Here is a 26,193-nt window from a genome sequence, read left to right as displayed (position 1 = left end):
AAGTTAAGTTCACACAGACGCTGGTTACCAGTACTAGGAATCTGCTAACAACGACTTCTTCGGCGAAATTGTGATTTTCACAAGTTTAGCTTTTATTTTCGCTAGTGCTCGTTTATGCTGGGCGTATAGAGCGGAGGTGTTAGAGATGGAAACTATCGGAGAGCGGATTGGAAGCGCTTGCAAAGCTAGCGGTCTTAGCCAAAAGGCGTTGGCGGAAAAGCTGGATTGGGATCAGGCTAGACTAAGCCGGGTGATTAGCGGTAGCCGCAAAGTTAGCGCTGGCGAGATTGCGGAAATCGCGACTATTTTGGATGTTTCTCTGGATTGGTTAATTACCGGCTCTGACCCTTATTGGGTGCCGAAAGATGTTGCCGCCCGCCACGAATGGGATGAGGAAGCCAAAGAATACCGGCATAACCAGGAGGATCTGGAGGTTTTCCGTACTATCGCCTTGGTCTATAAGCAGGCATATCGATGAGCACTTTGGAAGGAAAGACCCCGGAACAAGTCTTGGGGCTTCTTGGGGGGAGAATTGAGATTGATTTTTCTTCCCAAGTTGAAGAGCGCCTTGAGATCGACGTGGTGCAGATTGGACTCAAAGCGGGCGGTACCTGTTTATCTTTAGCTTCTCGTCCGGTGATTGTGGTTCCTAGAACAGATAACTGGTTTAGGCAAGTATTTGCGATTGCCCACGAAATCGGGCATATAGCTAACGACACTACGATTAAGCGGGACGATGAAATATCAGAGCAGGAACGAGGTGCTAATCGTTTTGCTGCCGACTTATTGATGCCGAAAGTACAGGTTGAAAGGCTGGTAGAGGGCAAAGCTGAACCGGCAAGGTTCGCTAAGTTTTTGTGGGATTGGGGGGTGTCAGTTGCGGCTTTGGTGAATCGGCTCAATAAGTTTGACTTACCTACCCCAGATTTTCTTTTTGAGGACGAGAAAACAATAGTCACCCAAAAATTCCTAGGTAAACATCTAAAAGAAATCGGGCTTATCTGGAGTGATGTGCAGCGCCGTGCCAGTTTATCGGGTGCGCAAAGATTTCCTGCGCATCTGCTTGCTAAGCTCTACGAACAAGTAAATAGTGGGAAAGCACCCGCTGGGACCTATGAGTGGGCTCTTGGGGTGCAAAATACTGCCACAACTGCGGAGGAATCTGCACGGGAGACACCCGAGATGCTGTCGGCAGACGAGGTTCTTGAACTGCTGGAGCAATAAATCTTGGCTGCGCTATTTTTCCATGATGCCTGTACTGTTTATTCTTTAGCTTTGGTGGATCTACTCCCTCGTATAAAGCAGATTTTTGGAGATAAGCTTCGCTTAGCGCCTACGGTAATGCGAGAAGTCCAGTATCTTTTGCGTGATCAGCAAGATTTATTATCACAGGTGCAAGAGGTCTTCTTTACTGTTGATATGCCCAATCCCAGTGAGCTCGCTCAAACTCAGGTATTTAAAAGTTATTTCGATACCCCTGGGCATGACGGTAACACGGACAATCTAGGAGAAGCGGAAACCCTAGCCATTATCGTTTGTCGTTACACTCCTGGTGAAACTGTTTTATTTGTAAGTGACGATAAAGATGCGATAACACTTGCACAGAAGCAGGAAGAAATTAGGGGTACTTTCGGAACTAGTAGACTTCTGGAGCTATTAGAAAAGAATGGGCTGATTTCTTCGCAGGAAGGAGCAGATATTCTTGCACAGCTTAGGGCACAAGGCCGCCATATTCTTTAACGTTCCGAACCTTGCTGATTACCCTTCCGACTTGGGCTTTAGGCTTTGCTTGCTTTGTGATAATCGGGAATCGGTAAATGAATAAAAATAGTCGCGGAAATCCGAAGCATTAGCTAGGTTTTAGCTACTAAACTGTTAGTGGATTCTTCCCGGAGGAGATTCCAGTAGTCGCATCAGATCGATTCCCCGATTTATACCGGTCAGTTTGGCGGCCTGCCCATTATTTACGCGATGGCGTAGAAGCCATATTTTACAAAGAGGAGATGGCATGACCGAGAGCGGGAATGAACAACAAAAAAATTGAGAAACGCTTCGATGTTGGGGCGATGCGCGAATGGGCTACAAATGGTGTCACCACTGCGTTGCGAGTACAGCAACCGGTTGCAGTGAGTACTGTGTCGCGCCTCCGGCGCGTTCATCCCGATAAATCCCCGGAACAACTCATTAAGTTTTTAAATAATACCTATCTGGGAACGGTCACTGCCTCTGGCACCGGTGCAGGTGTTGCGGCTGCTGTTCCCAACGGCGCAGTTCAGGGATCATTCGCTCTAGCCGACTTGCTTGCTTTCTTAGAATCTTCAGTTTGGTATGTGCTTACTATGGCTGAGATTTATGGCGTGGATGTCGAAGATATTGAACGAAGGCGATTTTTGGTTATGACTGCTTTCTTAGGGAATTCCGGGGTGACTGCAGCCACTCAAGCCTTGGGCAAAAAATCGGTTCCCTACTGGAGTAAAACGATTATTAACAAGATACCGATGGGGGCTATTCAGACCGCGAATAAGGCGCTCGGTCCGCGCTTCATCACTAAATATGGAACTAGAGAAGGTATGCTGGTCTTAGGTAAACAAATCCCCTTGGGGTTGGGGGCGATAGTGGGAGCGGTCGGAAACGCTACTTTCGGTTACTTCATCGTGCGTTCTACCAAAAAAGTTTTGGGTGAGGCACCCGAAAATTGGGATCATCTTCAACCTAAAGCAACTGAGCAGGTTGAGGTGGAAATAGTAGACGAGGCAGCGGCGGATCCGAGCTAAAGGTAGGTGCAAGGAATTTTAATATGATTACATGTTGTTTGAGGAATGCGCTACACGGTTTGCTTTGCCGCTTTTAGATTCTTACCTATACAGACTTGGTCTTGTTGATTGAAAGTCAGATTAGTAAAGCTTGATAATGACGTTATTCCATGTTGATAACTGATAGGGGGGTTAAATAGAGTGGATTGGAGTTCATGGATATCTGCCGGCACGGCCGTACTGTCAATGCTTGCTGGGGGCTTTGCCTACTATCAGGCGCAGTATTCACGAAAGGCTAAGAAAGAATCAGCGCGGGAGCGCAAGATGGCAGAGCATGCCGAAAAACTAGCTACAGAATCAGCTAGCTTAGCGCGACAACGTCTTGAAACTATGGATGCGCAAACCGCGATTTTTAGAGAACATTCAGCGCAACTCAAGTCCATTTCTGAAGCGCTCACTTCGGGCTTTTATTCAATAGAAATTTCGGATCCTCAAACACAGCGACCACATATTGAAAAAACTGGAAAGAATACCTTCGCCATTGTTAATCCGACGGATAAACCTCTTGTAATCCAAGGGATTAGAAATAAAGAGGAATTCGTAATTATTGATCTTGATGAAGAGTTTGTTATTGCTCCCTATGCGCAAAAGACCTTTATAGCAGTAGGTACCTGGCAAGTCCCTCTACCCGATAATCTTATTCTTGATGAAAAGGATAAGAAAGCGGCATTGAATATGGCGCTCCCGACTTATTGATATTGATGCTTTCTGTAAATTAGCATCTAGTGAGGTTCCATCCCTGAGAGTTAAATCGATAGTACCGTTCGTTTGTGCTGTGGCCGGGTCGATGTTAAGCGTACTGGCTTTTGTTCCGCTTCTTATACGGGGGTCAATTCGGTGACCCATTTTTGATTATAGCTGGTGATTATCTCGCTAGGGGTTCTGTATCCGAGTGCCTCGTGTAGGCGGTGGTTGCTCCCCCAGTGGACTCAGTTCATGGTGGCGAACTCGACCTGGGTTAAAGAAGCCCATGATTGTGAATAGATCGGCTAGCTCTTATATAGGTCGTTGATCGCTTCGGCTAGCGCGTTATCGTAGCTATCTCCCACACTGCCGGTGGAGGGATTGATTTCCCAGTGAGCGAGTTTGTCATTATAGGTAATATTCGTGTACTGAGATTCGTGATCTGAGTGGTGGACCAAGCCAGACAGGTGCTCTTTAGCGTTCATGATAGCCTGCTCTAACGCTTCGGAGATTTTATCGACGTTGATAGCACCCTTGCGAGCTTCAGTTTCGCTGCTGACAATGTCTCCGTTTGAGGGTGCATTAATAACTCGAACGAAAGGTTTGTGGCACATACTTCTCCATGATAGCGTTAGGGACGTGAGTGACAATAAGAATGACGTGTCAAAAAAAGCTGAACGACTGGCTAGGGCGCGACGTGAAGTCTCAAAGAAGAAACGCGAAGCGGTGCTGTCAGCTTTGAAATCTATGTTGAACGACGGCACCCGAATCACTCACGCGGGAGTAGCTCGCCGGGCAGAGGTCAGCCCTTGGTTTACATACAACTGTGAAGGTTTGCCAGAGGCAATAAAGACTGCGGTTGAGCTACAAAAGAAGGAAGCTAAATTTACCGCCGAATCTCTTGAGACACGCGTTACTGCGATCGAAAAAGAGGTTAGCTCGCTCAAGGCAAGTCACTCAGACGTACTTTTTGAGCTGGCCACGCCATCCAAGCGAGTACAGGGAGGTGTAGCCACATCAAATGTATTGATGAGCGCTCATCAGGGGGGCAATGCCGAACTCTTCCCTAAGATTCTGAATTTGTTTGTACCAGACGGCTCGCGTATTGCCGACGTAACTTATGGCGGAGGCGTGTTTTGGTCAAAAGTTGACCTCACGCGGTATGAGCTTTTGGCAACTGATATTTCTATGGGAGTCGACTGTCGTGCGCTCCCTTATTCCGACGACTTCCTAGATGCGCTTGTACTTGACCCGCCCTACATGGAAGGTCTGCTCCGAGACAACGTTAGCCATAAGGCGGGTAAAGGATCGCATTCATCATTTAGGGAGTATTACTCCAATGGGAACGAGAACTCGGCACGATGGGAGCGACCCGATGGAAGACCTACACCGAAATGGCATGCTGCGGTGAGGGATCTTTATTATTACGCCTCCCTTGAGGCTTATAGAACTTTGCGTCCGGGGGGCGTGTTTATCGTGAAATGCCAGGATGAGGTTTCCGCAAATAAACAGTGGTTGACTCATGTCGAGATTATCAACGATTGTTCAGAAATAGGCTTTTACTGCAAAGATCTATTCGTACTAATGCGAACCAACAAGGCTGGGGTAACCCGAGTTAAGAAGCAAGTACACGCTAGAAAGAACCATTCTTACTTCCTGATATTTATCAAGTCAGAGGTTAAGAGGATTCGAAGCAAAAAGACCTAATCGCCAATCACGTCCGAGCGAGGTGGTGGTTGATGCTCCTTATACGCGCGTTCAAGGATCTCGTCCCAATCAGAGGTGAACGGATGTTTCGGGGGCCACGAAACATCCTGCATGGACGCGAGAAGCTCAGAGCGCTGGGCGCTTGTGTACTTCTTATACGTTGAGAGTTTTAGATCTTTGTTCAACGCAAAGACAAACCTCCAAGCGTCTCCGAAAGCGAAGCAGTTTACAGCCAGGATGTCGAACTCTCCCCGAAGTAAGAGGGTGGTGTCCCGTTTAGTTCCATCTGAAAACTCGACCAATCGACGATCAGAACCGTCGACTTGGCTCTTGCCAGTCCATATCCCTCTGTCTTGGTCAAACTTGACCGTTTTTGTTTGTAGAGACTTTACTTCTACTACTATTTCCTGACCTTTATATTTAAGTCGCCGATCGCCTTTCTTTTCTCGATCATGGTCATCGTCTTTCCAGGAGATTGTGTCATCTCGGCCGCTAAGGAACAGTCGACGGAACTTTACCTCCGCCGCGTAGCCTAACACCATTCCACGCAATGAAGGGTTGCTGTCTACAAGTTCCGTGAACTCGGATTCACTGATCTCAAGCCTGTCAAGTATTGAGTTGAGTCCGGTCATATGATTCAGTAGCGTGCCCACTTCGCAATCTAGCGCGCGAGCTAGCGCCCACAGCTCATCGACACTGACGCTTCGTTCGCCTGCTTCAATTTTGCTTACAAGAGATTGGGGCTGACCCAGCTTGGCAGCTAGTGTTTCCTGAGTCATCTCAGACCCTGTTCGTATGATTCGAACAGCTTCACCGATCGTGCGGATAGTTTCACCCATCGATTAATTCTGCGTGCCGCAACGCAAGTATCCCAAATTGGAATATCTGATATTAAGGTATTCTTTGAAACCTCAAGATCTTGTCTCGCGATAAGCTTTGCAGATGGGTGGAGTTCGCAATGGTGCAGGCATTTCAAGTCCCCTTGGCGAGGTTTGTTAATGTAGTATCAATTGAATTGTGCGTGCGAGAACTTCTCTGGTTTTCCCCCGTAAGAAACTGATGATCGCCTTCTTTCGTCGCCTGTCTTCAGCGCTAACGGTTCAGGCGTTTAGTGGCGTCAAGACGGCAAAAACTTAGCTATTCCGGAAACTTCCCGCCGCTTTGGGTGGGGCGGGTTTTAGGATTTTGAGTATGTATCCATCTTGGTGGCGAAAATTTTGGAAAGATTTGGGGTATAGAACCGGGTTTCGCCCAACCAGGATCCCGATTGCAGACCTCAGGGAGATTAAACGGTGGGCGCAAACCCGGATTCCTCCGGAAAAACAAGACCACTACTGTATCGATATTGAAGTTTTGAATCAGCACGTGGCGATAACGGAGTATCGTCCCCGTTTTCCGCAGCGAAAGATAAAGCTGCAGGGATCGCAAACCCTAGTTGATGTTTGGGTGGCCGAAAAAGCAAAAAGTGACGCTAGCCAGGTCGAAATTATTGAGCGCGCAGATTGCAACCTTCACTACCATCCCGATCTGGACAAATGGAGTCTTTGCTATCGGTCTCCGGATAGTAGAACCTGCACGCCCTATTTTTGGGGACCTTACGATCCTGGGTCACTGGCGAAGGCGCTAAAGACAATCGAGGTTGACAAAGCCAGAGACTGCTACGACAGCCTAGCCCATCCCGATTGGACGACAACCTCTCCACCCACCCTAGAACAGACGCGGGCGATACTGCTCGGGGCAGCAGTAGGGGAGGCCTACGGGGCGTCAGCAGCAGGTATTTCTACCGGTTCTTGGGACGCAGATACTGCCAGGGCAGCAGCCATGATGGAATCTTTTATCCGAAATAGCAGCGACTATTGCGAGTTATATAGCCCAAGAGACGTAGCAAAAAAATTATTAGCCGCCTCAGAGCGTTTCCAGAGCGTACAGCCGGATCTGAAATCAGCAGACACTCGAGTACGCGACAACGAGGCGCTGCGGCGAACTTTTCCTCTGCTGCTCCATGTACTGAGTCTGTGGCTTGACCGGCGCATAATCTGCGATTGGGGCTCCGATTTAGTCTGCGAGGCTGCGTCATTAACTCACGCCAATGATGTCTCCCAGTTATCTTGCCTCTACTTTTGTGAATTCCTCCGGTTTATTCTTGCTGGTGAAAGTATTGAGCAGGCCTATCGAAAAACTTCACAAATCCTTTTCCACTATTACCGGCATGATGACTCGCAGTGGCAAAAAGCCATTTCGATGCATAAACGAATTTTGAGCCCCAACTTCTTAGCGCTAACGCCAGCAGACTTGCATCCCGCTAGCGACGTGGTGGACACCCTAGAAATCGTCCTCTATTCACTTTTGCACACCAATTCTTTTAGCGAAGCCATCGAAACCGCCGTCAGTTTCGGAGGGGACAGCGCCGCCTACGCCGGCCTAACCGGGACAGTTGCGGGTGCCGCCTACGGAGAAAAGGCGATCCCTGCTGAATGGTTAGCCAAGCTGAAAGGCCGCGACTACCTCGAAAAAGTAGCCGAACGCTTCCAACAAATAGATCGCAGCTTCTATCCCGGGTAGACCGATAAATGCGCTGCTTGTGGTCGCGCCTAGCCGCCCGGTCGAGGGTCATTGTAGTCGCGCAGCTTCGGGAACATTTCTAAAGTCCGGGGGCTCCCTGGGGGCATTAGTGCAAACATCTTCCGGATTTGTATACCGACTATTAAGGTGGTGTTATGACCGATTTTTTGACCTTAAATGTTTTTTATTGGACCCCACACTTTCTGAAGAACCGAGTGAGAAACACGTCCGCACGTGGCTTGAGTACAAAATTGATGTACTGAAAGATAATGACGGGAAGAAAGTTAAGGATCCTGATTCTTCTAAGGGAGCCCGAGATTTCTATCGGTATATATGGGATGATCTTTTAGGAGATTTAAATGCCAAAGTGCGCGGAGAAAAAAATTCCAGTGCTGAACAAGCAATAATCGTCCAAGGTGATTGGATGTGTTCAGTGGCTACTACTTTCCGAAAAGGGTTAATCCTTTTCGTTAATGAGAATGATGAATTGCGGAATTTTTTCCCAAAAAGAGTAAAAGACGGTGTTGGTGGATATAACACCTATGCGCCGATTCTCCTCGAAGATATGGAAAAAGAACCTGATAAACAGAACTTTCGAAAGTTCTGGGGAGATGAGGTACTTCAAAAATTCATCCGATCTGCATACACTTCTGCGAATCTGATTATTGTGCCCGACGGATTTAACTCCGCTCGGGCAACCTGTACTGAAGATTATTGGGATCGAACTTTGGGTTATTACTTTGACTATTTCAATTTTGAAGACCCACTTATGTGCAAGAATTGCGATGTTGGAACACCATTTCATACCTTAGTTGAGAAAAGCAGAGAGAGCGGCGATAGGCTGTTTCTCAACGAATGGCTCGACCAAGAAAACAAACCTAAAATGTTGCCTAACAAAAATCCGACCTCAATGGAAGAATGGCGTGAGTTGATGGCAGAAATGACAAGCCGCATTGATCTCCGCCGTGAGCTAATGGCTCAATATATAGAGCAGCTACAAAACGAGTAGCCGCTAAGAATCGTTAATCGTTTTCTCGCTAGATTGAATACCCCGCCTAGCCCCGCCTGGTTTAGTGGCGTCTAAAACCATATTCTCTGCTTTAGATTTTCCCGTTTACCCATTTGAGTAAACGGGAATCCGGGAGGGCTTTATTGCAGTTTTTGGTTCATCTTTTTGACTTCGGCGCGAGCCATTAACCAATTAAACAGCCAAATCAGCAGATAGATAAGCGCTATTGTGATGATTACTCCGATCATATCGAAGCTAGAGCCCCACCATTTAAGGTAGCTGCCAGCAGCAATCCCGCAGATAAGTATGATCCCGAAATGCATGGCGGTATTGAGGATAAGCGGTCGGGTTTCGTTACGGTAAAGCAACCCCGCGAAGCTACCAATGATGCCGTAGGCTGCATAAATAAGCCGCTCAATTAGTACTGCCACGTTTTCGTTACCAAAAGTATTTAAGAATTCTGGAGCTCCAGGGTAATAGCTAGAGGAGGAAAGAGAAGAGAAAATAAGTTCAATACTGGTGCCGATAATGATTCCAATGCAAGCCCCTACCAGGGTGAGATCAACTATTTTTTTAGTTTTCATGGGTTTTATCCTTTCGTATGAGTTAGAGGTTTTCTGCGGGGGTTAGAGTCCGAGTTTGGATTTAAAAGCTGGAAGTTGCCGGCGGGAAACGTAATAGCGAGAGCCATCTTTTAGCTGCACACTGATCGTTCCCGAGAAAGAAAGATCAAGTTTTTTGATCGCGGCAATATTGACGATTTCTGATTGCGAAATACGTACGAAATCGCCTGCAGGTAGAGATTCTTCGAGTTCATACATTCGGGTTTTAATTCGCCAATCACCGTTACTGGTGTGGGCATACACCACTTTCTTTTTAGTAAAGAACGCGAGTATCGAGCGCACTTCCAGCACCGTGGCGTCATTGCCGCTTGTCCCGATGAGGCGGCGAAGCGGGCGCTCGACTGCGGGGGAGGAGGAGCTATCTAGGCTACCGGAGGCGAGCCTTTGGATCGCTTGCACCTCAGCGTCGACCTCCCGCGCCGTTACCGTCACGATAGTTTCGGTTACGGTGGGATCAATCGTGAGCGTGAATTTCATTCCGTTCCGACTCCTTTCCTCTCGCACTTACCGGCGATAATCAGCAAAACGCGAGTGCTTGCGTATCTGGTACTTACAGTTAAAAGCCTCATTGCCGGTAGTACAAGTAATCTGAACTAAGCGGCATAAAACCCGTGCCAAGCGGGCAGATTTCTAGGCTCCCGCCCGCCCTCAAAGGTAGATTTTCTTGCCCAGAAAGTGTCCGTGGTTCCTTCCGTCCTTGGGATCTTACGTGCAGTCGTTGTAGTGAAGACGCTACCGGGTTTATCTGTAATTTCTAAATACTACTTCTGTCATGAAAAGTATTGATTTATTCGTGCGTCTAGCATACTATGTACGTAAAAGGAGGTCTTTTGTGGCTACAGCAAATATCAGTATTCGTATGGATGCAGCCTTGAAAAAAGAGGCGGATCAGCTGTTTAACGAGATGGGAATGAATATTTCTACCGCGTTTAACGTTTTCGTGCGGCAAGCTATCCGCGAGCGTGCCATTCCTTTTCAGATTCAACTAGGCAACCCCAATAGGGAGACGATTGCCGCCATGTTAGAGGCGGAACAGATTGCCAAAGATCCTCGCGTTCCCGGCTATGCAAGTGCCCGTGAAGCATTTGCTGCCGCTCTTAGTGAGGACGACTAATGGCGCACTATGCCATTAAATACTCCTCGCAGTTTCGCAAACAACTGAAAATTGCTAAAAAGCGGGGAAAAGACCTTGGAAAACTAGAGAGGATCGTTGACCTTCTGGCAAGCGGTACTCCTTTACCGGAAAAATGTCGAGACCATGCGCTAACGGGTAACTGGGTAAAATATCGAGAGTGTCATATTGAACCAGACTGGTTGCTGATTTACTACAAGCAAGACGACGTGCTGGTGCTGTCCCTAGTTGCAACCGGAAGTCACTCAGACCTTTTTTAAGGGAAATGTCCGCACCTAAAATGTCTTTTCCCCTTTACTTATAACCCCATTCCTACCTCAAAACTGATTCCGGAAAAAGGGGTGACAAATCGGGGGAGGCTCCCTATAATCGAACGTATGTTCGATAAGTTGGCTCAGTTGCAGCGCCTGGAAAAGGCGCGCCAGGTTTTGGGGATGCAGTCTCGCATCCCAAAGCCGCTGGCTAGCGCTTATCAAAAAGTAGCGGGCGGAGCTGGGCTGCTAGAGATGGCCGCCGAAAAAATGGGGGAGAGCGGCTGGGCAGTGTTCCTAGACTTTCCGGATTTAGGCTGGCAGCGTGCCTGGCAAATCGGCCTGGACTTAAGGCGGGTAATCACCATTCCCTATACCGGCGGCAGCGCCCTGGCATGCGCCCAACTTTTCGTCCCCTGCGCGGCAGTCCTGGCTATCGGGATGGTAGATTATGGCCCGCAGCAACAACGGATCTTAACCGCGAAAGCACGCCGCTCCGGCTGCGTAATCTTGTCTGCGCCGGCCTGGGCGGGCGCTATCTCCCTAGAAGCTAGCGCCCTGCCTGCTACAAGTTCCCCTGGGGTAGCAACCGCTATAAAGGTGAGTGCCTGATGGATACTCTGCGCTCTGCAACCACGCTACCGGCGTTATTAAGTTTGTACCTGCTGTTTCGCTTTCTCTCAGCTATCCCGATTAAGGCGAGGAGGGCGCGATGAACGATAGATTGCTAGCCCTCTATATCCCCGAGTGGCCAGCCCAAGCCGCCAAACTTCCCCTAGATGAAGCGGTGGCGCTGTGCAGTGGCGGGCGGGTGCAGGCAGTCACGGCTCCGGCACGCGCCGCCGGAATAAGGCCGCAGATGCGACTAAAGCAAGCGCGCGTCCTCTGCCCCTCCCTGAAAGAAAAATCCTACTCGCTGGCAGAGGCGGAACTAGCGTTTCAACCGGTTATCGAGGTCGCAGCCCAGCAACTATATGCCCCCAAGAGCTGGTTTCCGGGGCTGGTGACCGCCGCTTTAAGTCGCAGTCAGCGCCACGCAGAATCCGCCCTGGCCGCAGAACTAACCGAACAGTTAGCGCAGGTAGGGTTCGCGGTGCAGATCGGGATTGCTCGGGGTACTTTGGCGGCGTGTCTAGCTGCCCGCGAACAGCTACTGGTTTCTGATTCTGGGGTAAAGCCTCTTCTTAGCGCAGAGCCCCTAAGTAGCCTGGGATTTTTCTTACGTCCGGGGATAAAAATAAGCGGATTCGATTTCTCCGACCACTACCTAACAAAAATGACAGACAGCCTAACCCATTTGGGAATCACCAGTTTGGGGCAAATGTGCGCCCTGGGACGCCCGGCATTAATCCGTCGTTTCGGCACCCTGGGAGCGATTAGTTACGACTTAGCGAGCGGGGAAAACCTAGAGGAGGCTGCCCGGGTGAAAACCGCGCCCGCCTCACCCGGTCTCTACCAATTCTTCACCCCGCCCGCCAGCTCCCTTACCCAGCTGTTACTGCCCGCCCGGGCGTTAGTGGTGGAAATGTATGCCCGCCTGCGCGCGAGCGGGCAGGTGTGCACCCAGGTGCAGTTTATTTGCCGCTGTGAAAACGGGAAATTACTTAGCCGCAGCTGGAACCTGGGGGTAGAGGTTAGCAGCAAAGACCTAGTAGAGAGGATAAAATACCAGTTAGAAGCGGTTACGGTTGGAGGTAGCGGCAGCGAAGCCCTAGGGGCGGTCTCCCAGATCGAGCTGCATCCCTTGCGGGCGGTAGATGCCCGACAGGCGATGACCCCGCTTTGGGGTAGGAACGCCGATCCTCCCCAGGAAGTCGAGCAGGCAGCCCGCAGTGCCAGCTCTTTATTAGGTAAATGCGGGGTGCGGGTACCTCAATTAACCAGTGGATATGATCCGCGTTCAGTGATTGAACTGAAACCTTGGCAAGAGCGGGGGAGGCAAAAGCGGCCGCGCCCTAGAGTCGGGGCGCTTACCGGGGTGGCACCGGAAATAGTTTTCATGCACCCCAAACCGGCGGGAATTATCGATAGTCGCGGCCGGAAAATTCTGCCCGGACGAGACGGACAGCTAAAATCCCCGGTCAAATGGGTGCAGGTAGCCGGACGGAAAATCGAGGTGCAGAAAACCGAGGGGCCTTGGCCGATAAATGGACAGTGGTGGCGCCCCGGGGTTCCCAATCACCTAGGTCCCCGAATTTTCCTGCGAGTCTACGGCGAGCAAGAAACCTTACTGCTGGTGTTCCGCAAATCCTCCTGGTGGTTAGATGCCTGGGAGGGGCAAAAATGAGCGGCTATATCGAGTTGCACGCCCATTCGGCATATTCCTTTGCAGTGGGGGCGTGTTCGCCGCGCGAAATGGTACGCGGGGCGAAAAAGCTGGGGCTATCTGGCCTAGCGCTACTTGATTATGACGGAGTTTACGGGTTGATGGAGGCGCGCGCCGCTGCTCGCAAAGCCGGTCTCGCTTTTTTGCCGGGATGCGAATTTACTTTAGAGAACGAAACCCATCTGCCGGTGATTTGCCGATCTGACCAGGGGTATTCTGCTTTAACTGGGGCGATCAGCGCCCATCATCTAGCTGCTGGTAGGCGGGAGGCAGACCGACAAAATCTGGACGCACTAGCCTCCTGGGCGAAAGGGCAGTGGCTAGTATTAACCGGCACCCGCGCCGGACCGCTGCGGCGCGTACTTTACCGCTCCGGAATCGCGGCGGCAGCTCGCTTCCTTGAGCAACTAAAAGAGATGTTTGGGGCAGAAAACGTTGTGGTAGAGGCCGCCTTAGCTGGTTTCGATGGGGAAGAGCGTCTAGCGGCGCAACTAGATCACTTGGCGCGCAAAACCAAGCTACCCTTAGTAGCCACCAGCGCTGCCCGCTGCGCTGACCCCGCCAGTCAGCGCCTGGCAGACGTTATGACTGCCACCCGCCACCGCCTGCCCCTAGATAAAGTCCAAGACCACCTCCCCGCCTCCCACGCCATGTTGCGGTCTCCAGAACAACTGCGCCGTATCTACCAGCAGATTCCCCACGCCCTCGAAAATGCTGCCGCAATCGGAAAAGATCTGATTTTTGATTTTTCTACCCCCGAGCCGCATCTGCCTTTAGCCCGGGTGCCGCCCGGATATAGCGCCGACTCCTACCTAGAGCAGCTTTCCTGGCAGGGAGCGCGTAGCCGCTACGGGGATCCGGTGCCGGAAAAAGCGGCAGACACAATTCGGCAAGAATTGAAAGTGATTTTCCAAAAAGGATTCTCCGGGTATTTCCTGATTGTGAAAGAAATAGTTGACTACTGTTTTTCCTCCGGTATTTACGTGCAAGGACGCGGCTCCGCCGCCAACTCGGCGGTCTGTTACTGCCTGGGAATCACCGCGGTAGATGCGGTGCGCCACCAGATGCTATTCGACCGTTTTTTAACCCCCGACCGCAAAGATCTGCCCGATATAGACCTAGATATCGAATCTAATCAACGCGAAAAAGTGCTGCAGCACGTCTATAACAAATATGGCCGGGAAAATGCCGCTCAAGTGGCTAATGTGATTACTTATCGCCCGCGAGCCGCGCTAAAAGACGCCTCCCGCGCCCTCGGATATGACGCCAAGACCGCCGCGAAATGGGCGCGGCTAGACGGGAACTCTTTACCGGAAAACGTACGAAAAATAGCGGGACAGCTACAAAAACTTCCGCGTCACCTGGGGATTCACTGCGGGGGCATGGTGCTTTCCGATAAGCCGCTTACCGAAGTGTCCGCGATTAACTGGGCGAATATGCCGGGGCGCACCGTGGTGCAATGGGATAAAGATAGCTGCGCCGAAGCCGGGTTAGTGAAAATCGATTTACTCTCCCTGGGGATGATGGGGGCGCTGCGCACTGCTTTTGAAACTTTGCAGGCACGGGGCGAAAAATCACCCTCCGGAGAGCCCTGGCGCCTACATAACTTACCCCCGGAAGATCCCCGCGTCTACCAGCTATTACAGGCAGCCGATACCGTCGGGGTTTTCCAGGTCGAGTCCCGCGCCCAAATGTCTACTTTGCCGCGCCTGAAACCTAAATGCTTCTATGACCTGGTAATCGAAGTGGCATTGATTCGCCCCGGCCCGATCCAAGGGCAAGCCGTAAACCCCTATTTGGCGCGCCGCTTAGGGCGTGAAAAAGTCACCTACCTGCATCCGCTGCTAAAACCCGCCCTGGAACGCACCTTAGGGGTGCCGCTTTTTCAAGAACAACTAATGCGGATCGCCAAAGACGCCGCCGGGTTTAACGGTTCCCAATCAGATAACCTGCGCCGGGCGATGGGACGCAAAATCCCGGGGGAGCACCTGGCTGATTTGCGCGCCGAGTTTTTTCGGGGCATGGAAAAGAACCAGATCCCGCTGCCGATACAAGAAAAAATCTGGGCGCAGATGTCTGGCTTCGCCGAATTTGGTTTCCCAGAATCCCACGCTTTTTCCTTCGCTTACCTGGTGTATGCCTCCGCCTGGCTAAAAGCCTATTATCCCGCGGTTTTTTACGCCGCGATCCTTGCTAACCAGCCGATGGGTTTTTATTCCCCGCAATCGTTAATCTCTGACGCCCGCCGCCACGGAATAAAAATCTTACGCCCAGACGTGAACACCTCCCAGAAAGATTCCGTTCCCGGGGAGGGGCTGACCTCCCTAAACCTGGGGCTAGCGGAGATCCGCGGGATGCGCCCGGTATGGATAGAAAACATCTTGCATGCCCGCGAAGCTGGTTCCTTTAAAACCCTGGAGGATTTTACTTCCCGCGTCCGCCTGCCCACTTCGGCGCTAGAACTGCTGGCTGGCTCGGGTGCGCTGTCTTCCCTGGGGATCACCCGCCGCGAAGGTCTCTGGCGCGCACCCCTCTTATCTTCCTCGCAAAACCACTTTTACCAGCCAGAACTGCCGGGGCTAGCCCTCAGCGAGGCGACACCTAACTTCGCGCCTTTAGCCACCGGGGAACAAGTAAAATGGGATAGCTCTGCCCTGGGAATTAGCCTATGGGGGTACCCCACGAAGCTGGTGCGACCAGATCTTACCCGCCGCGGAATCCTTCCAGCCGCTCAGCTGCGCCCAGCTTTAGCGGGCAAACGTATCCGGTGCGCGGGGCTAGTTACGCATCGCCAACGTCCCCACACCGCCAAAGGAGTAGTGTTTTTATCTTTAGAAGACGAAACCGGGCTGGTAAACGTGATCTGCCAGGTTGGTTGCTGGCAGCGTTACCGCCGCCTCGCCCTCAGTCAAAACGCCCTCATCGTGCGGGGAGTTCTGCAAGCTAAAGACGGCGCCTTAGCTCTGCTGGCAGATAAAATCGAGCCGTTAAACCTGCCGGTAGAAAGCAAATCCCGGGACTTTCGCTAGGGGAGGCAGCATCAAAGTAAGCCCCGCCCCTAGCTATCCGCCCCTAATCAGCTACCTTCCTGCCCAAAAGAACTGTTACCCGCGTCTTTGGGTGAGGAAAGTAGCTGCCAGGATAGCCAAAACGGCAGGAGCGGTACTGTTATTTACCGGTACGGGCGTGACGAGAACGTCGCGCCCCATCGAGTTCTTCTAGCACCAGGCGGCGCAGCGCCTTATCGGCATCCGGGTTCTCTGCGAGCCAACGCTCAGTCCGCTCCACCAGATCGAAGCCTTCCCGGCTTTGCACGGCTAAGGGGTAAAGCCCGCCGACCAAGGACTCTGCCATATGCATAGTGCGGGAGGACCAAATATCGTTCAACGCCGCAAAATAGGGCTCGATCATATCGGCGGCATCGGCTGGTTGCAGCCACAAAGAACGCGCAATCCCCACGGTCAAGGCATCAATCTGCCCATTGGTGAGGCTAGTGTCTTCCAGAACCCGCTGCGCCCACTGCGTCTTGTTTTCCCGACCCGGCAGTGCGGCGCGCGCCAAGAAAGCATTCTCGCGACCGGTAATCGTGTCGTCGCTTTCCTCCATTTTGCGGATCATATCTTCGTCGGTCTGCCCATTAGCCGCCAGGGCAAAGAGCATATCCCAACGTAAATCGGTATCGACACTGACTCCTTCGAGTACATTGCCTTCCTCGTACCAACGGTTGATTTCCGGGGCTTCTTTAGCTCCCGCAACCTGCAAGAATGCCCGCACTAACTGGCGCTGCCGATCCGAGCCCGCTTCCGCGTCCTCGGCCAAAGCAAAAAGCGCCGGTGCCAGTAGGCGATGCGCACTATCAGGGTCGGCAGCATAATAGGCGAGCGCCCCTTGCGTATGTCGCAAAATCCCGTTCAACACGGAAGAATTAGTTTCGTGTTTGAGGGCTTCCAACGCCATATCCAGGTACTTCGAAGCACTCAAATCGCCGTCGCGCACCATATCCCAGGCGGCACACATAATCACTGCCCGCGGCAGAGAATCCTCGAAATCGCCAACCCGCGTGCGGATTACCTCCCAAGAGTCCGCATCGAAACGAATCTTCGCATAGGCTAAATCCTGGTCGTTAAGCACATATACGTCATGCTTAGTTCCCACCAAACCGGGGACTGCAGTTACCTCGCCTTTAACATCCACGCTCGCCCGGCGCGCCAGCACCAGTTTCCCGCGGGCATCAAAATCATAAGCGCCCACGGTGGTAGCGTGCGGACGCAAACTGGTTCCTTCTTGCGGCAGGGACTGAATAATTTCAAAACTGGTGACCTGTCCGTCCTTATCGCGTTCAATTTGCGATTCTAGCTGGGTAATTCCTGCCTCTAGCAGCCACACCTTACTCCATTCGTCCAGGTTGCGTTCGCTAGTTTTTTCCAGTTCCCCCAGGAAATCCGCCAAAGTAGCATTGGAATATTCGTGGCTGGCGAAATAGTTACGTAGCGCCAGCAAGAAGTTTCCGCCGCCCACGTAGGCAACCAGTTGGCGCAGCACGCAGGCGCCCTTGGAATAGGTGATGCCATCGAAGTTAACTTCTACATCCGCCAAGTCGGATATAGGCGCCACAATCGGGTGGGTGGTGGGCAGCTGGTCACAGTTGACCCCCCACACTTTACGCATCGTGAACCCGGTCCAGGCGTCACTAAAACGAGTTCCTTCCGCCATGCACCAATAGGACATGAATTCGGCGAAAGATTCGTTTAGCCACAGGTCATCCCACCATTTCATAGTCACTAAATCGCCGAACCACATGTGGGCGAGCTCATGCAGAATCGTGTTGGTGAGCTGCTCTAACTGCGCCCCGGAGGGTTTGGTGCGGAAAATATATTCATCCCGGAAAGTAATACAACCGGCGTTTTCCATCGCCCCCGCGTTGTATTCGGGAACGAAAATCTGGTCATACTTGGTGAAGGGGTAGGGGCGAGCGTAACGGGACTCGTAAAAACGGAAACCCGCAACCGTTTGCTCTAAAACAAAATCTGCGTCCAGATATTTCGCTAGCGATTGCCGGCAATATACCCCCAAGGGAATAGTGCGTCCATCGATACTGGTAAGTACAGATTTGACGCTATGGTAAGGGCCTGCCACCAAGGCAGTAATATAGGTCGAAATCAGGGGAGTTTCCGGGAAATCAAAACGGTGCCGCTGGGAATCTCCAGCCCGCTCCACCTTCAAAGCCTGCGGAGAGGGAGTATCCATATTGGATAGCACCGTCCAGCTTTCCGGTACTGTCACCGAGAATTGATAGGTGGCTTTCAAGTCGGGCTGTTCAAAACAGGCAAACACTCGCCGGGCATCCGGCACCTCAAACTGGGTATAAACATAGGTGAGACCATCAGCAGGATCAGTAAAGCGATGCGCACCCTCGCCGGTATGCATATAAGCGCAGTTAGCCACCACTTCCAAGCGGTTGTTTTCCGCTAAATTGCTTAGTTCAATCCGGCTGTCGCGGTAACAATCGGTACCCAAATCTTGGCCGTTTAACTCGATAGAGACCACTTCCGGGGCGATTAAATCTACGAAAGTGCTGGCTCCGGCTTTAGCCTCAAAATCAATCACCGTGCGGGAAGGAAAAGTTTCTCCGCTTTCCGATAGCTCCACCTGGACGGTGTAAGCGACTTTTCCGATAACGTTCTTACGCTCTTGTGCCTCAATCTTCGTCAGATTTGTACCCGGCATATCCTCTCCTGTTTTTAAACCTATCTTAATGCTTGCTTTGATGTGTTCCTATTCCCAGATTCGCACCCGCTCCTCCGGCTCCATCCAGAGTTTATCCGCGGGTGTGGTCTGGAAAGTATCGTGGAAAGCATCCAAGTTACGTACCACCCCGTTACAGCGGAATTCGGCAGGGGAGTGGGGATCTACCACCAGGCGTTGGCGAGCCGCCTCGGGGCGAATCGCGGTGCGCCATACCCGCGCCCAGGAATAAAAGAACTCGGGTGCCAAATCGCTTTCTTCCGGATGTGCCTTCTTCCAAGCCTTAAAAGCAATCGCCAGTCCGCCCAGGTCTCCGATATTTTCCCCGATAGTGAGGGCGCCGTTGACGTGTACGTCCTCGCCAGGCAGTTCGCTGGGGCGGTAGCTATCGTATTGCGCGATTAACGCTGCCGTGCGTTTAGTAAACTCTTCCCGGTCGGCCTCGGTCCACCACTCAGTAAGCTTGCCGTCACCGTCATAGTGGGAACCCTGATCATCGAAACCATGCCCGATTTCGTGACCAATCACCGCTCCGATACCGCCAAAGTTAGCCGCATACGAAGCCTGGGAATCAAAAAATGGGGGCTGCAAAATCGCGGCCGGAAACACGATTTCGTTAGTGAGGGGAGAATAATAGGCGTTTACCGTTTGCGGGCTCATGTGCCATTCTTCTTTATCTACCGGTTTTAAGATTCGCGCCAACTGGAAGTCAGTTTCAAAAGCATTGGAAGCGCGAATCATATCTACCAGGGTGTCGCCCTCGTTAAAGCGCAGCCCCGAGTCGTCCCGCCACCGGCGCGGATAACCGATTTTGTAAGCAAATTTGAAAAGTTTTTCGAGGGCGTGCATGCGGGTCTCTTCGCCCATCCAATCAAGTTTTTCGATTCCCTCCCGATAGGCCTCCAAAAGCGACCCCACGAGTTTCTCCATTTCGTCGCGGCGCTCCGGCGGGAAATGGTAGGCCACATAGGCACGTCCGAGGGCTTCATCTAAAACCGATTCCACGGTTCCCACCGCCCGTTTCCACAGCTTGGGACGCTCGGGAGTCCCCGACAGGGTAGTGCCGTAAAAAGAGAAGCGGAGCTCTTGCAGCTTGGGATCCAGGTAGGGGGCGAAGGCTAAAACCACTTTTATCTGCAGGTAGCGTTTTAAGATCGCTAAATCAGTCTGCGCCCATAGCTGGGCAAAACCCTCTTGATAGGAAGGCATATAGACGTTAATCGGGTCGGCGCCAGCCGCAAGTTTCACCCCCAGACCCTCTGCCCAAGCAGCATAGTTAAACCCGGTGTTTTTACTGGTAAACTCCCCAAAAGTAGTGGGGTTATTGGTGGCTTGCGCATCGCGGCTACGCACCGCATCCCAATGGTGACCCGCTAACGCGGTCTCAAAATCGAACACTTGCTGGGAAAAGTCGGCTTCCGTTCCCGCGGCAGCAATCCCGCTTTCCCGCGCCATTTGCGCCAAAAATTCGCGGTATTTTTCCCGAATCTCCTGGTGTTCATCCTGATGGTAATAGGATTCATCGGGCAATCCTAGTCCCGCCTGATAGAACTGGGCGATATAGCGCTCCGGGTTTTCGGCATCGATACTGACCAGGAAAGCAACCGGGGAATCAATGCCTTCGCGCTCCAACCCTCCCAGCACCCGGGCTAACTCTTCCCGGCTCGGGCAGGAGTCCACTTTTTCTAGCAGAGGCGCAATCGGGGCGATTCCCTGCGCGGCTAGCGCCTCTTCATCCAGGTAAGCCTGAAAGAGTTGCCCAATCCGGCTGGCATCAAAATCCCAACGCTCACTGCTGGTTTCGCCTTCCTGCGGGCGTTCCAGTTTCCCGGCCGCCGCATTTTCACAAAGGGTGCGACAGTTAGCCAATGCGTCCTCTACCAAGTCGCGGAAAGCCCCATCAACCGCGCGGTCAGCTGGGATTTCATAGCTATCTAGCCAAGCGCCATTGATATGGCGGTAAAGGTCATCTTGAATACGCGGGGTCTGCCCGCAGGAATTTTCGCTCATACTTCAAGCCTAGATATTCCCGGCGGTTTGGCAAACGTAGCCCCCTAGGCAAGAATTGCATTATGCCAGAGGGACATTCTATTCACCGTTTAGCCATCGCTTTTACCGAGTTAGCAAAACTCGGCATCGCGCGTGCCTCCTCCCCGCAGGGACGTTTTGCTGAGGGCGCGGCCGCCCTCGATAACGCAAAAATTACTCGCCCCTGGGCCTGGGGCAAACACCTGTTCCTAGATTTTAATGTTCCGCAGCCAGCGACTTTGCATGTACACCTGGGGCTATATGGTTCCTGGAAGTTTCAGGCCGGGGAGGGCATAGCTTTGCCCGGGCATATCGGCGCTCCCCGGATGGCGGGCGAACACCCTGGCGATACCTATAAACATTTTTCGGGTCAGTTCCAGCCGACTCCTCCCGGGGAAAACGTGCGGCTGCGGCTAGAGTTTTCACGGGCAGTAGCCGACCTTTCTGGTCCGAACCAGTGTGAACTGCTCGATAAAAAGGGCGTAGAGAAGATTCTTGCCCGCCTGGGACCCGATCCCTTAGTGGATGCTTGCACAGCTGAGGATTTTATTGCCCGCGCCCGGAAAACTACTCGCCGGATTGGGGAAGTAGTAATGGATCAATCTTTTATTGCAGGTCCCGGCAATATCTACCGCGCCGAATGCCTATTTCGTTGTGGAATCAACCCTAACCGCAAGGCCGCTATGGTCTCGGTAAAGCGCCTACAGGCACTATGGGAAGATTTGCAATCCCAGATGCGGCGGGGCTTAAAAGAAGGTTTGATTTGCACTACTGATGATCCCTCTCAAGGGCGTTTTTGGGTTTACCAGCGTTCTGGGGAGCCTTGTCGGCGCTGCGGGGCGATAGTGCGAGACCGGATAGTGGCCGGCAGGCGCAGCTATTGGTGTCCTAAGTGTCAAAAGTAAGACGAATTTAAAATGGCGTGGACGGAGTAACTGACCGCCTGCTTACCCCCGGGCACGCCTTATTCAAAAACCACGGTGCGATTGCCGTTAAGCAGTACCCGGCGCTGGGAATACCAAGTAACTGCCTGCGCTAATACTCGCCGTTCCACATCTTGACCCTTTTGCATCATGGAAGCAGTGGAGTCGCGGTGAGACACCGGAATCACCTCTTGGGCGATAATCGGACCTTCATCCAGGTCAGGCGTCACGAAATGGGCAGTTGCCCCGATTAGTTTCACTCCCCGCTGATGCGCCTGGTGATAGGGACGCGCTCCCTTAAAAGAGGGTAAGAAAGAGTGATGGATATTAATCACTTTTCCGTGCAGACGCTGACAAACCTTATCGGAAAGAATCTGCATATAGCGCGCCAGTACGATTAATTCCACATTTTCTGCCTCTACCAGCTCTAACAGTTCTGCTTCTGCTTTGGCTTTGGTCTCCTTAGTGACCGGGATACACAGGAACGGCACGTCATAGAATTGCGCAAGGGGCGCCAAATCCGGATGGTTGCCAATCACCGCCACTACCTCTAGCGGCAAATTTAAATTACGGCGACGATATAGCAGGTCAGTTAGGCAATGCCCCTCTCTGGAAACCATAATAATGGTGCGAACTTTCTTACCCACCTCATTAATGCTCCACTGCATTGCGTATTGCTGCGCCAGGGGAGCAAAAACGGTACGCACCTCGGAAAGGGGGCGAGAAGTGTGAATTTCCACTCGCATAAAGAAACGGTCAGTTTCCGGATCGTCAAACTGCTGGGAATCAACGATATTGCCCTGTTCTTCAACAATTACTTTGGTGACCTCATAAACAATGCCCGGACGGTCAGGGCAAGAAAGTGTCAGCACAAGGTGAGATTTGGCTTCAGTCATGGCGCAAACTATACCAGCGCAAGCGCGCAACCCGCTTTTTACCCCAAAATTTTTGTTACCAAGATGTGATAAACCGGTGAGCCACAAACTTTTTTGCGCTAACATTGAAAAGCCCGCCGGAATGAGCGAGGTAGGAAGCTAGCAAGAGGAGGACTCCATGAGTGAAGATGACTTGGCAGATCCCTTAACCACCGCCATTATTGGCGCCATCAGGGATGATGACCTGCCGGGTAACAGTTCCCTTTCGGAAGACGCTCGCAAGACTATTGCGCAGCTTCCCGAAGGATCTGCTCTGCTAGTAGTAGTGCGCGGACCGAATCTGGGAGCCCGTTTCCTACTTAACGCCGAGAAAGTTTCTGTAGGGCGCAAACCCAAATGCGATATTTTCTTAGATGACGTGACCGTTTCCCGCAAACACGCCATTTTCGTTAGAGAAGACACCGGTTATGTGATGCGCGATGCCGGTTCTCTTAACGGCACTTATGTTAACCGCGAACGGGTAGATTCTGCGCAACTGAAAACCGGAGATATCGTGCAGATTGGCAAATACCGCATGGTCTACTATTCCTCGCGTAAGGACTCATAAAGTTGCCAGCGGGAGCGGCTCAGCGTCGCTCGGTGCCAGAAGCTACCCCCAAAGCCTGGCCTCCGGGCGTTTCAGATAAGCCGGTATTTTCTATCGGGAAAGTAGTAGAGCGGATTAAGGGCGAGTTTCCTACTATTTCCGTTTCTAAACTGCGTTTCCTAGAGGAACAGGGGATTGTTACTCCGGCACGCACCGCCTCGGGATACCGCAAATATTCGGCGGCAGATATCGAGAGGGTGCGATATTGTCTTTCCCGCCAACGTGATTCTTTTATGCCCTTGCGGGTAATTCGGGAAAATTTGGCGCAACTAGACGCGGGACGCAGCCTCAGCGAAGTACAAACAGAGCAAAAGGCCGCGCGTCTGGTGGCTTCAGAAGGACAACTGGTGGCACCTTCTGCTGCAGATGGAGGGCTTACAACCCGGGAGCTTTTAGATTTAAGCGGGATTTCCACCGAGGAACTAGAAACATTTGTGCAGGCTGGCCTGGTGTCTCCGGATCTTTCCGGGCGTTTTCCGGCTCGCAGCCACCAGATTGTGAGGCTGGCTAACCTCTTGGCAGAACAAGGGATTCCTCCGCGTCAACTGCGTTTCTTAAAAACTTCTGCACTTCGCTTGCTTGATTTGGTAGAAAGGGCAGCTACTCCGGTCAGTTACCGCGCCTCCTCAGTGGCGAAGGCGCGACACCTGTCGGAAACTCAAGAACTTTCTGAAGCCGCCGCCCAAATGTTCTTGCAGATGGTGCGGGTTTCTGTTGAAAAGCTGAATTAAACCTCAAGTAAAGCTTTAGACTTTCCGTGTATGGTTCTTGACCACCTCGGCTAAAGAAAATACCGTTAAGACAGTAGTTAAATCAATCATCAGGGAGTTGTCCATGGATAGGCAGCCGCGCCCGCAGCGTTCGCAAGGCATGTTATTTGGAGATACCTTAGCGGATTTGGATACTGAAACCGGTTATCGCGGTCCTATCGCCTGCAAAGCAGCAGGGATAACCTACCGACAACTGGACTATTGGGCGCGTACTGGTTTAGTGGAGCCTACGATTCGCACTGCGAAAGGCTCCGGTTCTCACCGCCTGTATTCTTTCCGCGATATTTTGGTGCTGAAAATTGTTAAACGTCTGCTGGATACGGGTGTTTCCCTGCAGCAGATTCGGGTAGCGGTAGATGCTCTCTCGAAGAGGGGAGTGGACTCACTTTCCTCGATTACTCTCATGTCCGATGGTGCCTCGGTTTATGAATGTACCTCCACCGATGAAGTAATCGACCTGGTACAAGGGGGACAGGGCGTATTCGGGATAGCAGTCGGACGCGTGTGGCGAGAGATTGAAGGCACCCTAGCCGAACTGCCGGTAGAGTCAGCCAAGGAACAGCTAATAGTCCCCGATGAACTGGCGGCTGCCCGGGCGCGGCGAAACGCCGGATAACGGTGGAAATCCTAGTTTTCCTAATTGGTTTAGCCTCCGGAATCTTAGGCGGCTACGGTCTACATAAATGGATTTGGCATCTGCCTCGGCGCAGAGCGAACCTGCCGAGTGAGGCTACCAATACCGATATTTTGTCCCATGAAATTCGTACCCCTTTGGCGCTGATTTCTGGGGCCGCGGAACTTTTAGAATCTACTCCTTTGGATGAGCGACAAAGCCGGCTGTTGCACACCGTTACCACTAACTCCGCGCACGCTATTCGCTTAGCGGAAACCTTTTTAACCGGAGCCAAGATTCGTGGCTCGGGGCTAAGACTAGAAAAAGAAGATGTGGATTTGCGGGCGCTCGTGCGGCAGGCAGCTTCGCAGGTGCGAGAAGTTTTAGCGGTAGATATTTTACTTACCGATCCGGGTGCCCCCCTCTATGTACGCGGCGATCGACAGTTGTTATCCCAGGTGATCTGGAATCTGATTAATAACGCAGCCCGCCATTGCCGAGATGGGGTAAAAATCCAGGTTCGTTCTTTTCAAGATGGCTCGCAAGTTATTTTAGAGGTTAGCGATAATGGCGCGGGCATCTCCAAGAGTCAACGCCGCGACCTGTTCACCTACTATGGGGGCCAAACAACGCAAGCCGCGACCGCAGATTCGGGAGCGGGATTAGGTCTGGGGGTAGTGGCGGAAATCGTTCACGGACACGGGGGAGAGGTTTTGGTTGATACTTTAGAAGACAGAGGAACTACTTTTGTAGTCAGCCTGCCCAAGGGAGGAACGAAATGAAACCGCTGGTACTGGTAGTAGATGACGAAGCCCAGATGCGCGAAATTGTTCGTTTTACCCTAGAGGAAAGCGGGTGCGAAGTTCTAGAGGCCTCCGGTGCCGCCTCTGCCTGGAAACTGCTGAAATCTTCGGACTTAGCCCTGGTGATATTGGATTTAATGTTGCCAGATGGTTCCGGAGTAGAACTGGCGAAACGCATCAGGGCCGCGATGAAAGTTCCGATTATTATGCTTACCGCCCTCGGGGATCCCCAACAGCGTATCGCCGGCCTACAGGCAGGTGCCGATGATTACCTCCCGAAACCATTTTCTCCCCGGGAACTGTCCCTGCGGGTAGAAGCAATTCTGCGGCGCACTCACAAAACGCGCCAAGCTGAACCGCGGCGCGAACTCGGTCCGTTATCGCTTGACGCTGCCCGCGGACGCGCTTACTACCAGGGTAAAGACCTCAAACTTTCCGAAACCGAATTTAAACTATTACGTGTGCTAGCTGAAGCTAACGGGGGAGTAGTTAATATTCGCGACCTTCTAAACCAAGTATGGGAAACCACCTCTACTTCTGGAGGGCGCGACATGGTAAAAACCACGGTTTATCGTCTACGCGCCAAGCTGCGTGCTGCGGGCAGTGATGAAATGGTTTATACCCTGCGCGGGGGTGGCTACATCCTAGAATATCTAGGGCAAGAAAACTGAAATGCGGTAACA

The 26,193-nt window shown here is 51.9% G+C and carries 26 protein-coding genes; 19 read left to right on the top strand and 7 right to left on the bottom strand.

All coding sequences use genetic code 11. The annotated features are described in order from the left end of the window. Positions 1 to 145 precede the first annotated feature (145 nt). The 5 genes from BQ5456_RS00640 to BQ5456_RS00620 all read left to right on the top strand — a co-directional run bounded on the left by BQ5456_RS00640 (position 146) and on the right by BQ5456_RS00620 (position 3,509). Positions 146 to 478, top strand: a complete 333-nt coding sequence (locus BQ5456_RS00640; RefSeq protein ID WP_071128303.1) for a helix-turn-helix domain-containing protein — start codon at positions 146 to 148, stop codon at positions 476 to 478. After that, positions 475 to 1,224: an ImmA/IrrE family metallo-endopeptidase gene (locus BQ5456_RS00635; RefSeq protein WP_071128302.1), complete on the top strand. Its 750-nt coding sequence runs from the start codon at positions 475 to 477 to the stop codon at positions 1,222 to 1,224. Before BQ5456_RS00640 ends, BQ5456_RS00635 begins: the two co-directional genes overlap by 4 nt. Positions 1,225 to 1,227: 3 nt before the next feature. Then, positions 1,228 to 1,740, top strand: a complete 513-nt coding sequence (locus tag BQ5456_RS00630) for a hypothetical protein (protein WP_071128301.1) — start codon at positions 1,228 to 1,230, stop codon at positions 1,738 to 1,740. 284 nt (positions 1,741 to 2,024) lie between these two features. Next, on the top strand, positions 2,025 to 2,774 hold the full coding sequence (locus tag BQ5456_RS00625; protein WP_071128300.1) for a hypothetical protein: 750 nt from the start codon (positions 2,025 to 2,027) through the stop codon (positions 2,772 to 2,774). Between the two features lie 180 nt (positions 2,775 to 2,954). Then, positions 2,955 to 3,509: a globin family protein gene (locus tag BQ5456_RS00620; protein WP_143036995.1), complete on the top strand. Its 555-nt coding sequence runs from the start codon at positions 2,955 to 2,957 to the stop codon at positions 3,507 to 3,509. A gap of 293 nt (positions 3,510 to 3,802) precedes the next feature. On the opposite strand, the gene BQ5456_RS00615 is transcribed toward BQ5456_RS00620, so the two are convergent. Continuing rightward, positions 3,803 to 4,111: a DDE-type integrase/transposase/recombinase gene (locus BQ5456_RS00615; protein WP_071128298.1), complete on the bottom strand. Its 309-nt coding sequence runs from the start codon at positions 4,109 to 4,111 to the stop codon at positions 3,803 to 3,805. A gap of 25 nt (positions 4,112 to 4,136) precedes the next feature. On the opposite strand from BQ5456_RS00615, the gene BQ5456_RS00610 reads away from it, so the two are divergent. Beyond that, complete coding sequence (locus BQ5456_RS00610; RefSeq protein WP_205407830.1) at positions 4,137 to 5,204, top strand: DUF6262 family protein; 1,068 nt, start codon at positions 4,137 to 4,139, stop codon at positions 5,202 to 5,204. Here BQ5456_RS00610 and BQ5456_RS00605 read toward each other — a convergent pair. Then, positions 5,201 to 6,043 (bottom strand): helix-turn-helix domain-containing protein, encoded by an 843-nt coding sequence (locus BQ5456_RS00605; protein WP_071128297.1) that lies wholly within the window; start codon positions 6,041 to 6,043, stop codon positions 5,201 to 5,203. The genes BQ5456_RS00610 and BQ5456_RS00605 overlap by 4 nt on opposite strands. 352 nt (positions 6,044 to 6,395) lie before the next feature. Here BQ5456_RS00605 and BQ5456_RS00600 point away from each other — a divergent pair, with 352 nt between their 5' ends. Together BQ5456_RS00600 and BQ5456_RS00595 are read left to right on the top strand one after the other, a co-directional pair. After that, positions 6,396 to 7,766, top strand: coding sequence for an ADP-ribosylglycohydrolase family protein (locus BQ5456_RS00600; protein ID WP_071128296.1), 1,371 nt, complete (start codon positions 6,396 to 6,398; stop codon positions 7,764 to 7,766). 187 nt (positions 7,767 to 7,953) lie between these two features. Further along, entirely contained in the window at positions 7,954 to 8,775 is an 822-nt protein-coding gene (locus tag BQ5456_RS00595; protein ID WP_071128295.1) for a hypothetical protein, read from the top strand. A gap of 140 nt (positions 8,776 to 8,915) precedes the next feature. On the opposite strand, the gene BQ5456_RS00590 is transcribed toward BQ5456_RS00595, so the two are convergent. Both BQ5456_RS00590 and BQ5456_RS00585 read right to left on the bottom strand, forming a co-directional pair. After that, on the bottom strand, positions 8,916 to 9,359 hold the full coding sequence (locus BQ5456_RS00590) for a DUF3021 domain-containing protein (protein ID WP_071128294.1): 444 nt from the start codon (positions 9,357 to 9,359) through the stop codon (positions 8,916 to 8,918). 42 nt (positions 9,360 to 9,401) lie between these two features. Then, positions 9,402 to 9,875: a LytTR family DNA-binding domain-containing protein gene (locus tag BQ5456_RS00585; RefSeq protein WP_071128293.1), complete on the bottom strand. Its 474-nt coding sequence runs from the start codon at positions 9,873 to 9,875 to the stop codon at positions 9,402 to 9,404. A 355-nt stretch (positions 9,876 to 10,230) separates the two neighbouring features. On the opposite strand from BQ5456_RS00585, the gene BQ5456_RS00580 reads away from it, so the two are divergent. From BQ5456_RS00580 to BQ5456_RS00560, 5 genes are all read left to right on the top strand, one after another. Next, positions 10,231 to 10,512, top strand: a complete 282-nt coding sequence (locus BQ5456_RS00580) for a type II toxin-antitoxin system RelB/DinJ family antitoxin (protein WP_071128292.1) — start codon at positions 10,231 to 10,233, stop codon at positions 10,510 to 10,512. After that, positions 10,512 to 10,790: a type II toxin-antitoxin system YafQ family toxin gene (locus BQ5456_RS00575; RefSeq protein WP_071128291.1), complete on the top strand. Its 279-nt coding sequence runs from the start codon at positions 10,512 to 10,514 to the stop codon at positions 10,788 to 10,790. Before BQ5456_RS00580 ends, BQ5456_RS00575 begins: the two co-directional genes overlap by 1 nt. Positions 10,791 to 10,907: 117 nt before the next feature. Then, positions 10,908 to 11,393 (top strand): hypothetical protein, encoded by a 486-nt coding sequence (locus BQ5456_RS00570; protein WP_071128290.1) that lies wholly within the window; start codon positions 10,908 to 10,910, stop codon positions 11,391 to 11,393. Positions 11,394 to 11,493: 100 nt separating this feature from the next. Beyond that, the gene (locus BQ5456_RS00565) at positions 11,494 to 13,068 is read left to right on the top strand and encodes a Y-family DNA polymerase (protein ID WP_071128289.1); all 1,575 of its coding nucleotides are present in this window, start codon (positions 11,494 to 11,496) and stop codon (positions 13,066 to 13,068) included. Then, on the top strand, positions 13,065 to 16,136 hold the full coding sequence (locus tag BQ5456_RS00560) for an error-prone DNA polymerase (RefSeq protein WP_071128288.1): 3,072 nt from the start codon (positions 13,065 to 13,067) through the stop codon (positions 16,134 to 16,136). Before BQ5456_RS00565 ends, BQ5456_RS00560 begins: the two co-directional genes overlap by 4 nt. A 139-nt stretch (positions 16,137 to 16,275) precedes the next feature. On the opposite strand, the gene pepN is transcribed toward BQ5456_RS00560, so the two are convergent. After that, entirely contained in the window at positions 16,276 to 18,834 is a 2,559-nt protein-coding gene (gene pepN / locus BQ5456_RS00555; protein ID WP_071128287.1) for an aminopeptidase N, read from the bottom strand. 48 nt (positions 18,835 to 18,882) lie between these two features. Continuing rightward, the gene (locus tag BQ5456_RS00550) at positions 18,883 to 20,862 is read right to left on the bottom strand and encodes a M13 family metallopeptidase (RefSeq protein WP_071128286.1); all 1,980 of its coding nucleotides are present in this window, start codon (positions 20,860 to 20,862) and stop codon (positions 18,883 to 18,885) included. A gap of 62 nt (positions 20,863 to 20,924) precedes the next feature. On the opposite strand from BQ5456_RS00550, the gene BQ5456_RS00545 reads away from it, so the two are divergent. Further along, positions 20,925 to 21,785 carry an Fpg/Nei family DNA glycosylase gene (locus tag BQ5456_RS00545; protein ID WP_071128285.1) on the top strand — a complete coding sequence of 287 codons (861 nt, stop codon included), beginning with the start codon at positions 20,925 to 20,927 and terminating at the stop codon, positions 21,783 to 21,785. Between the two features lie 59 nt (positions 21,786 to 21,844). On the opposite strand, the gene purU is transcribed toward BQ5456_RS00545, so the two are convergent. Beyond that, a complete protein-coding gene (gene purU / locus BQ5456_RS00540; RefSeq protein ID WP_071129847.1) occupies positions 21,845 to 22,699 on the bottom strand; it encodes a formyltetrahydrofolate deformylase in 855 nt (284 codons plus the stop codon). 157 nt (positions 22,700 to 22,856) lie between these two features. Here purU and BQ5456_RS00535 point away from each other — a divergent pair, with 157 nt between their 5' ends. The 5 genes from BQ5456_RS00535 (at position 22,857) to BQ5456_RS00515 (ending at position 26,181) form a co-directional block, all read left to right on the top strand. After that, on the top strand, positions 22,857 to 23,285 hold the full coding sequence (locus BQ5456_RS00535; RefSeq protein ID WP_071128284.1) for an FHA domain-containing protein: 429 nt from the start codon (positions 22,857 to 22,859) through the stop codon (positions 23,283 to 23,285). A gap of 32 nt (positions 23,286 to 23,317) precedes the next feature. Further along, positions 23,318 to 24,055: a transcriptional regulator FtsR gene (gene ftsR / locus BQ5456_RS00530; protein ID WP_071129846.1), complete on the top strand. Its 738-nt coding sequence runs from the start codon at positions 23,318 to 23,320 to the stop codon at positions 24,053 to 24,055. 103 nt (positions 24,056 to 24,158) lie between these two features. Next, a complete protein-coding gene (locus BQ5456_RS00525) occupies positions 24,159 to 24,710 on the top strand; it encodes a MerR family transcriptional regulator (RefSeq protein ID WP_205407829.1) in 552 nt (183 codons plus the stop codon). Between the two features lie 2 nt (positions 24,711 to 24,712). After that, positions 24,713 to 25,489 (top strand): sensor histidine kinase, encoded by a 777-nt coding sequence (locus BQ5456_RS00520; RefSeq protein WP_071128283.1) that lies wholly within the window; start codon positions 24,713 to 24,715, stop codon positions 25,487 to 25,489. Then, positions 25,486 to 26,181, top strand: coding sequence for a response regulator transcription factor (locus BQ5456_RS00515; protein ID WP_071128282.1), 696 nt, complete (start codon positions 25,486 to 25,488; stop codon positions 26,179 to 26,181). Before BQ5456_RS00520 ends, BQ5456_RS00515 begins: the two co-directional genes overlap by 4 nt. Positions 26,182 to 26,193: the final 12 nt, after the last annotated feature.

This window comes from Varibaculum massiliense (assembly GCF_900106855.1).
GTDB lineage: Bacteria > Actinomycetota > Actinomycetes > Actinomycetales > Actinomycetaceae > Varibaculum > Varibaculum massiliense.
Note: the sequence above shows the minus strand (reverse complement) of the source record. Positions and strands in the feature narration are given on the sequence as shown.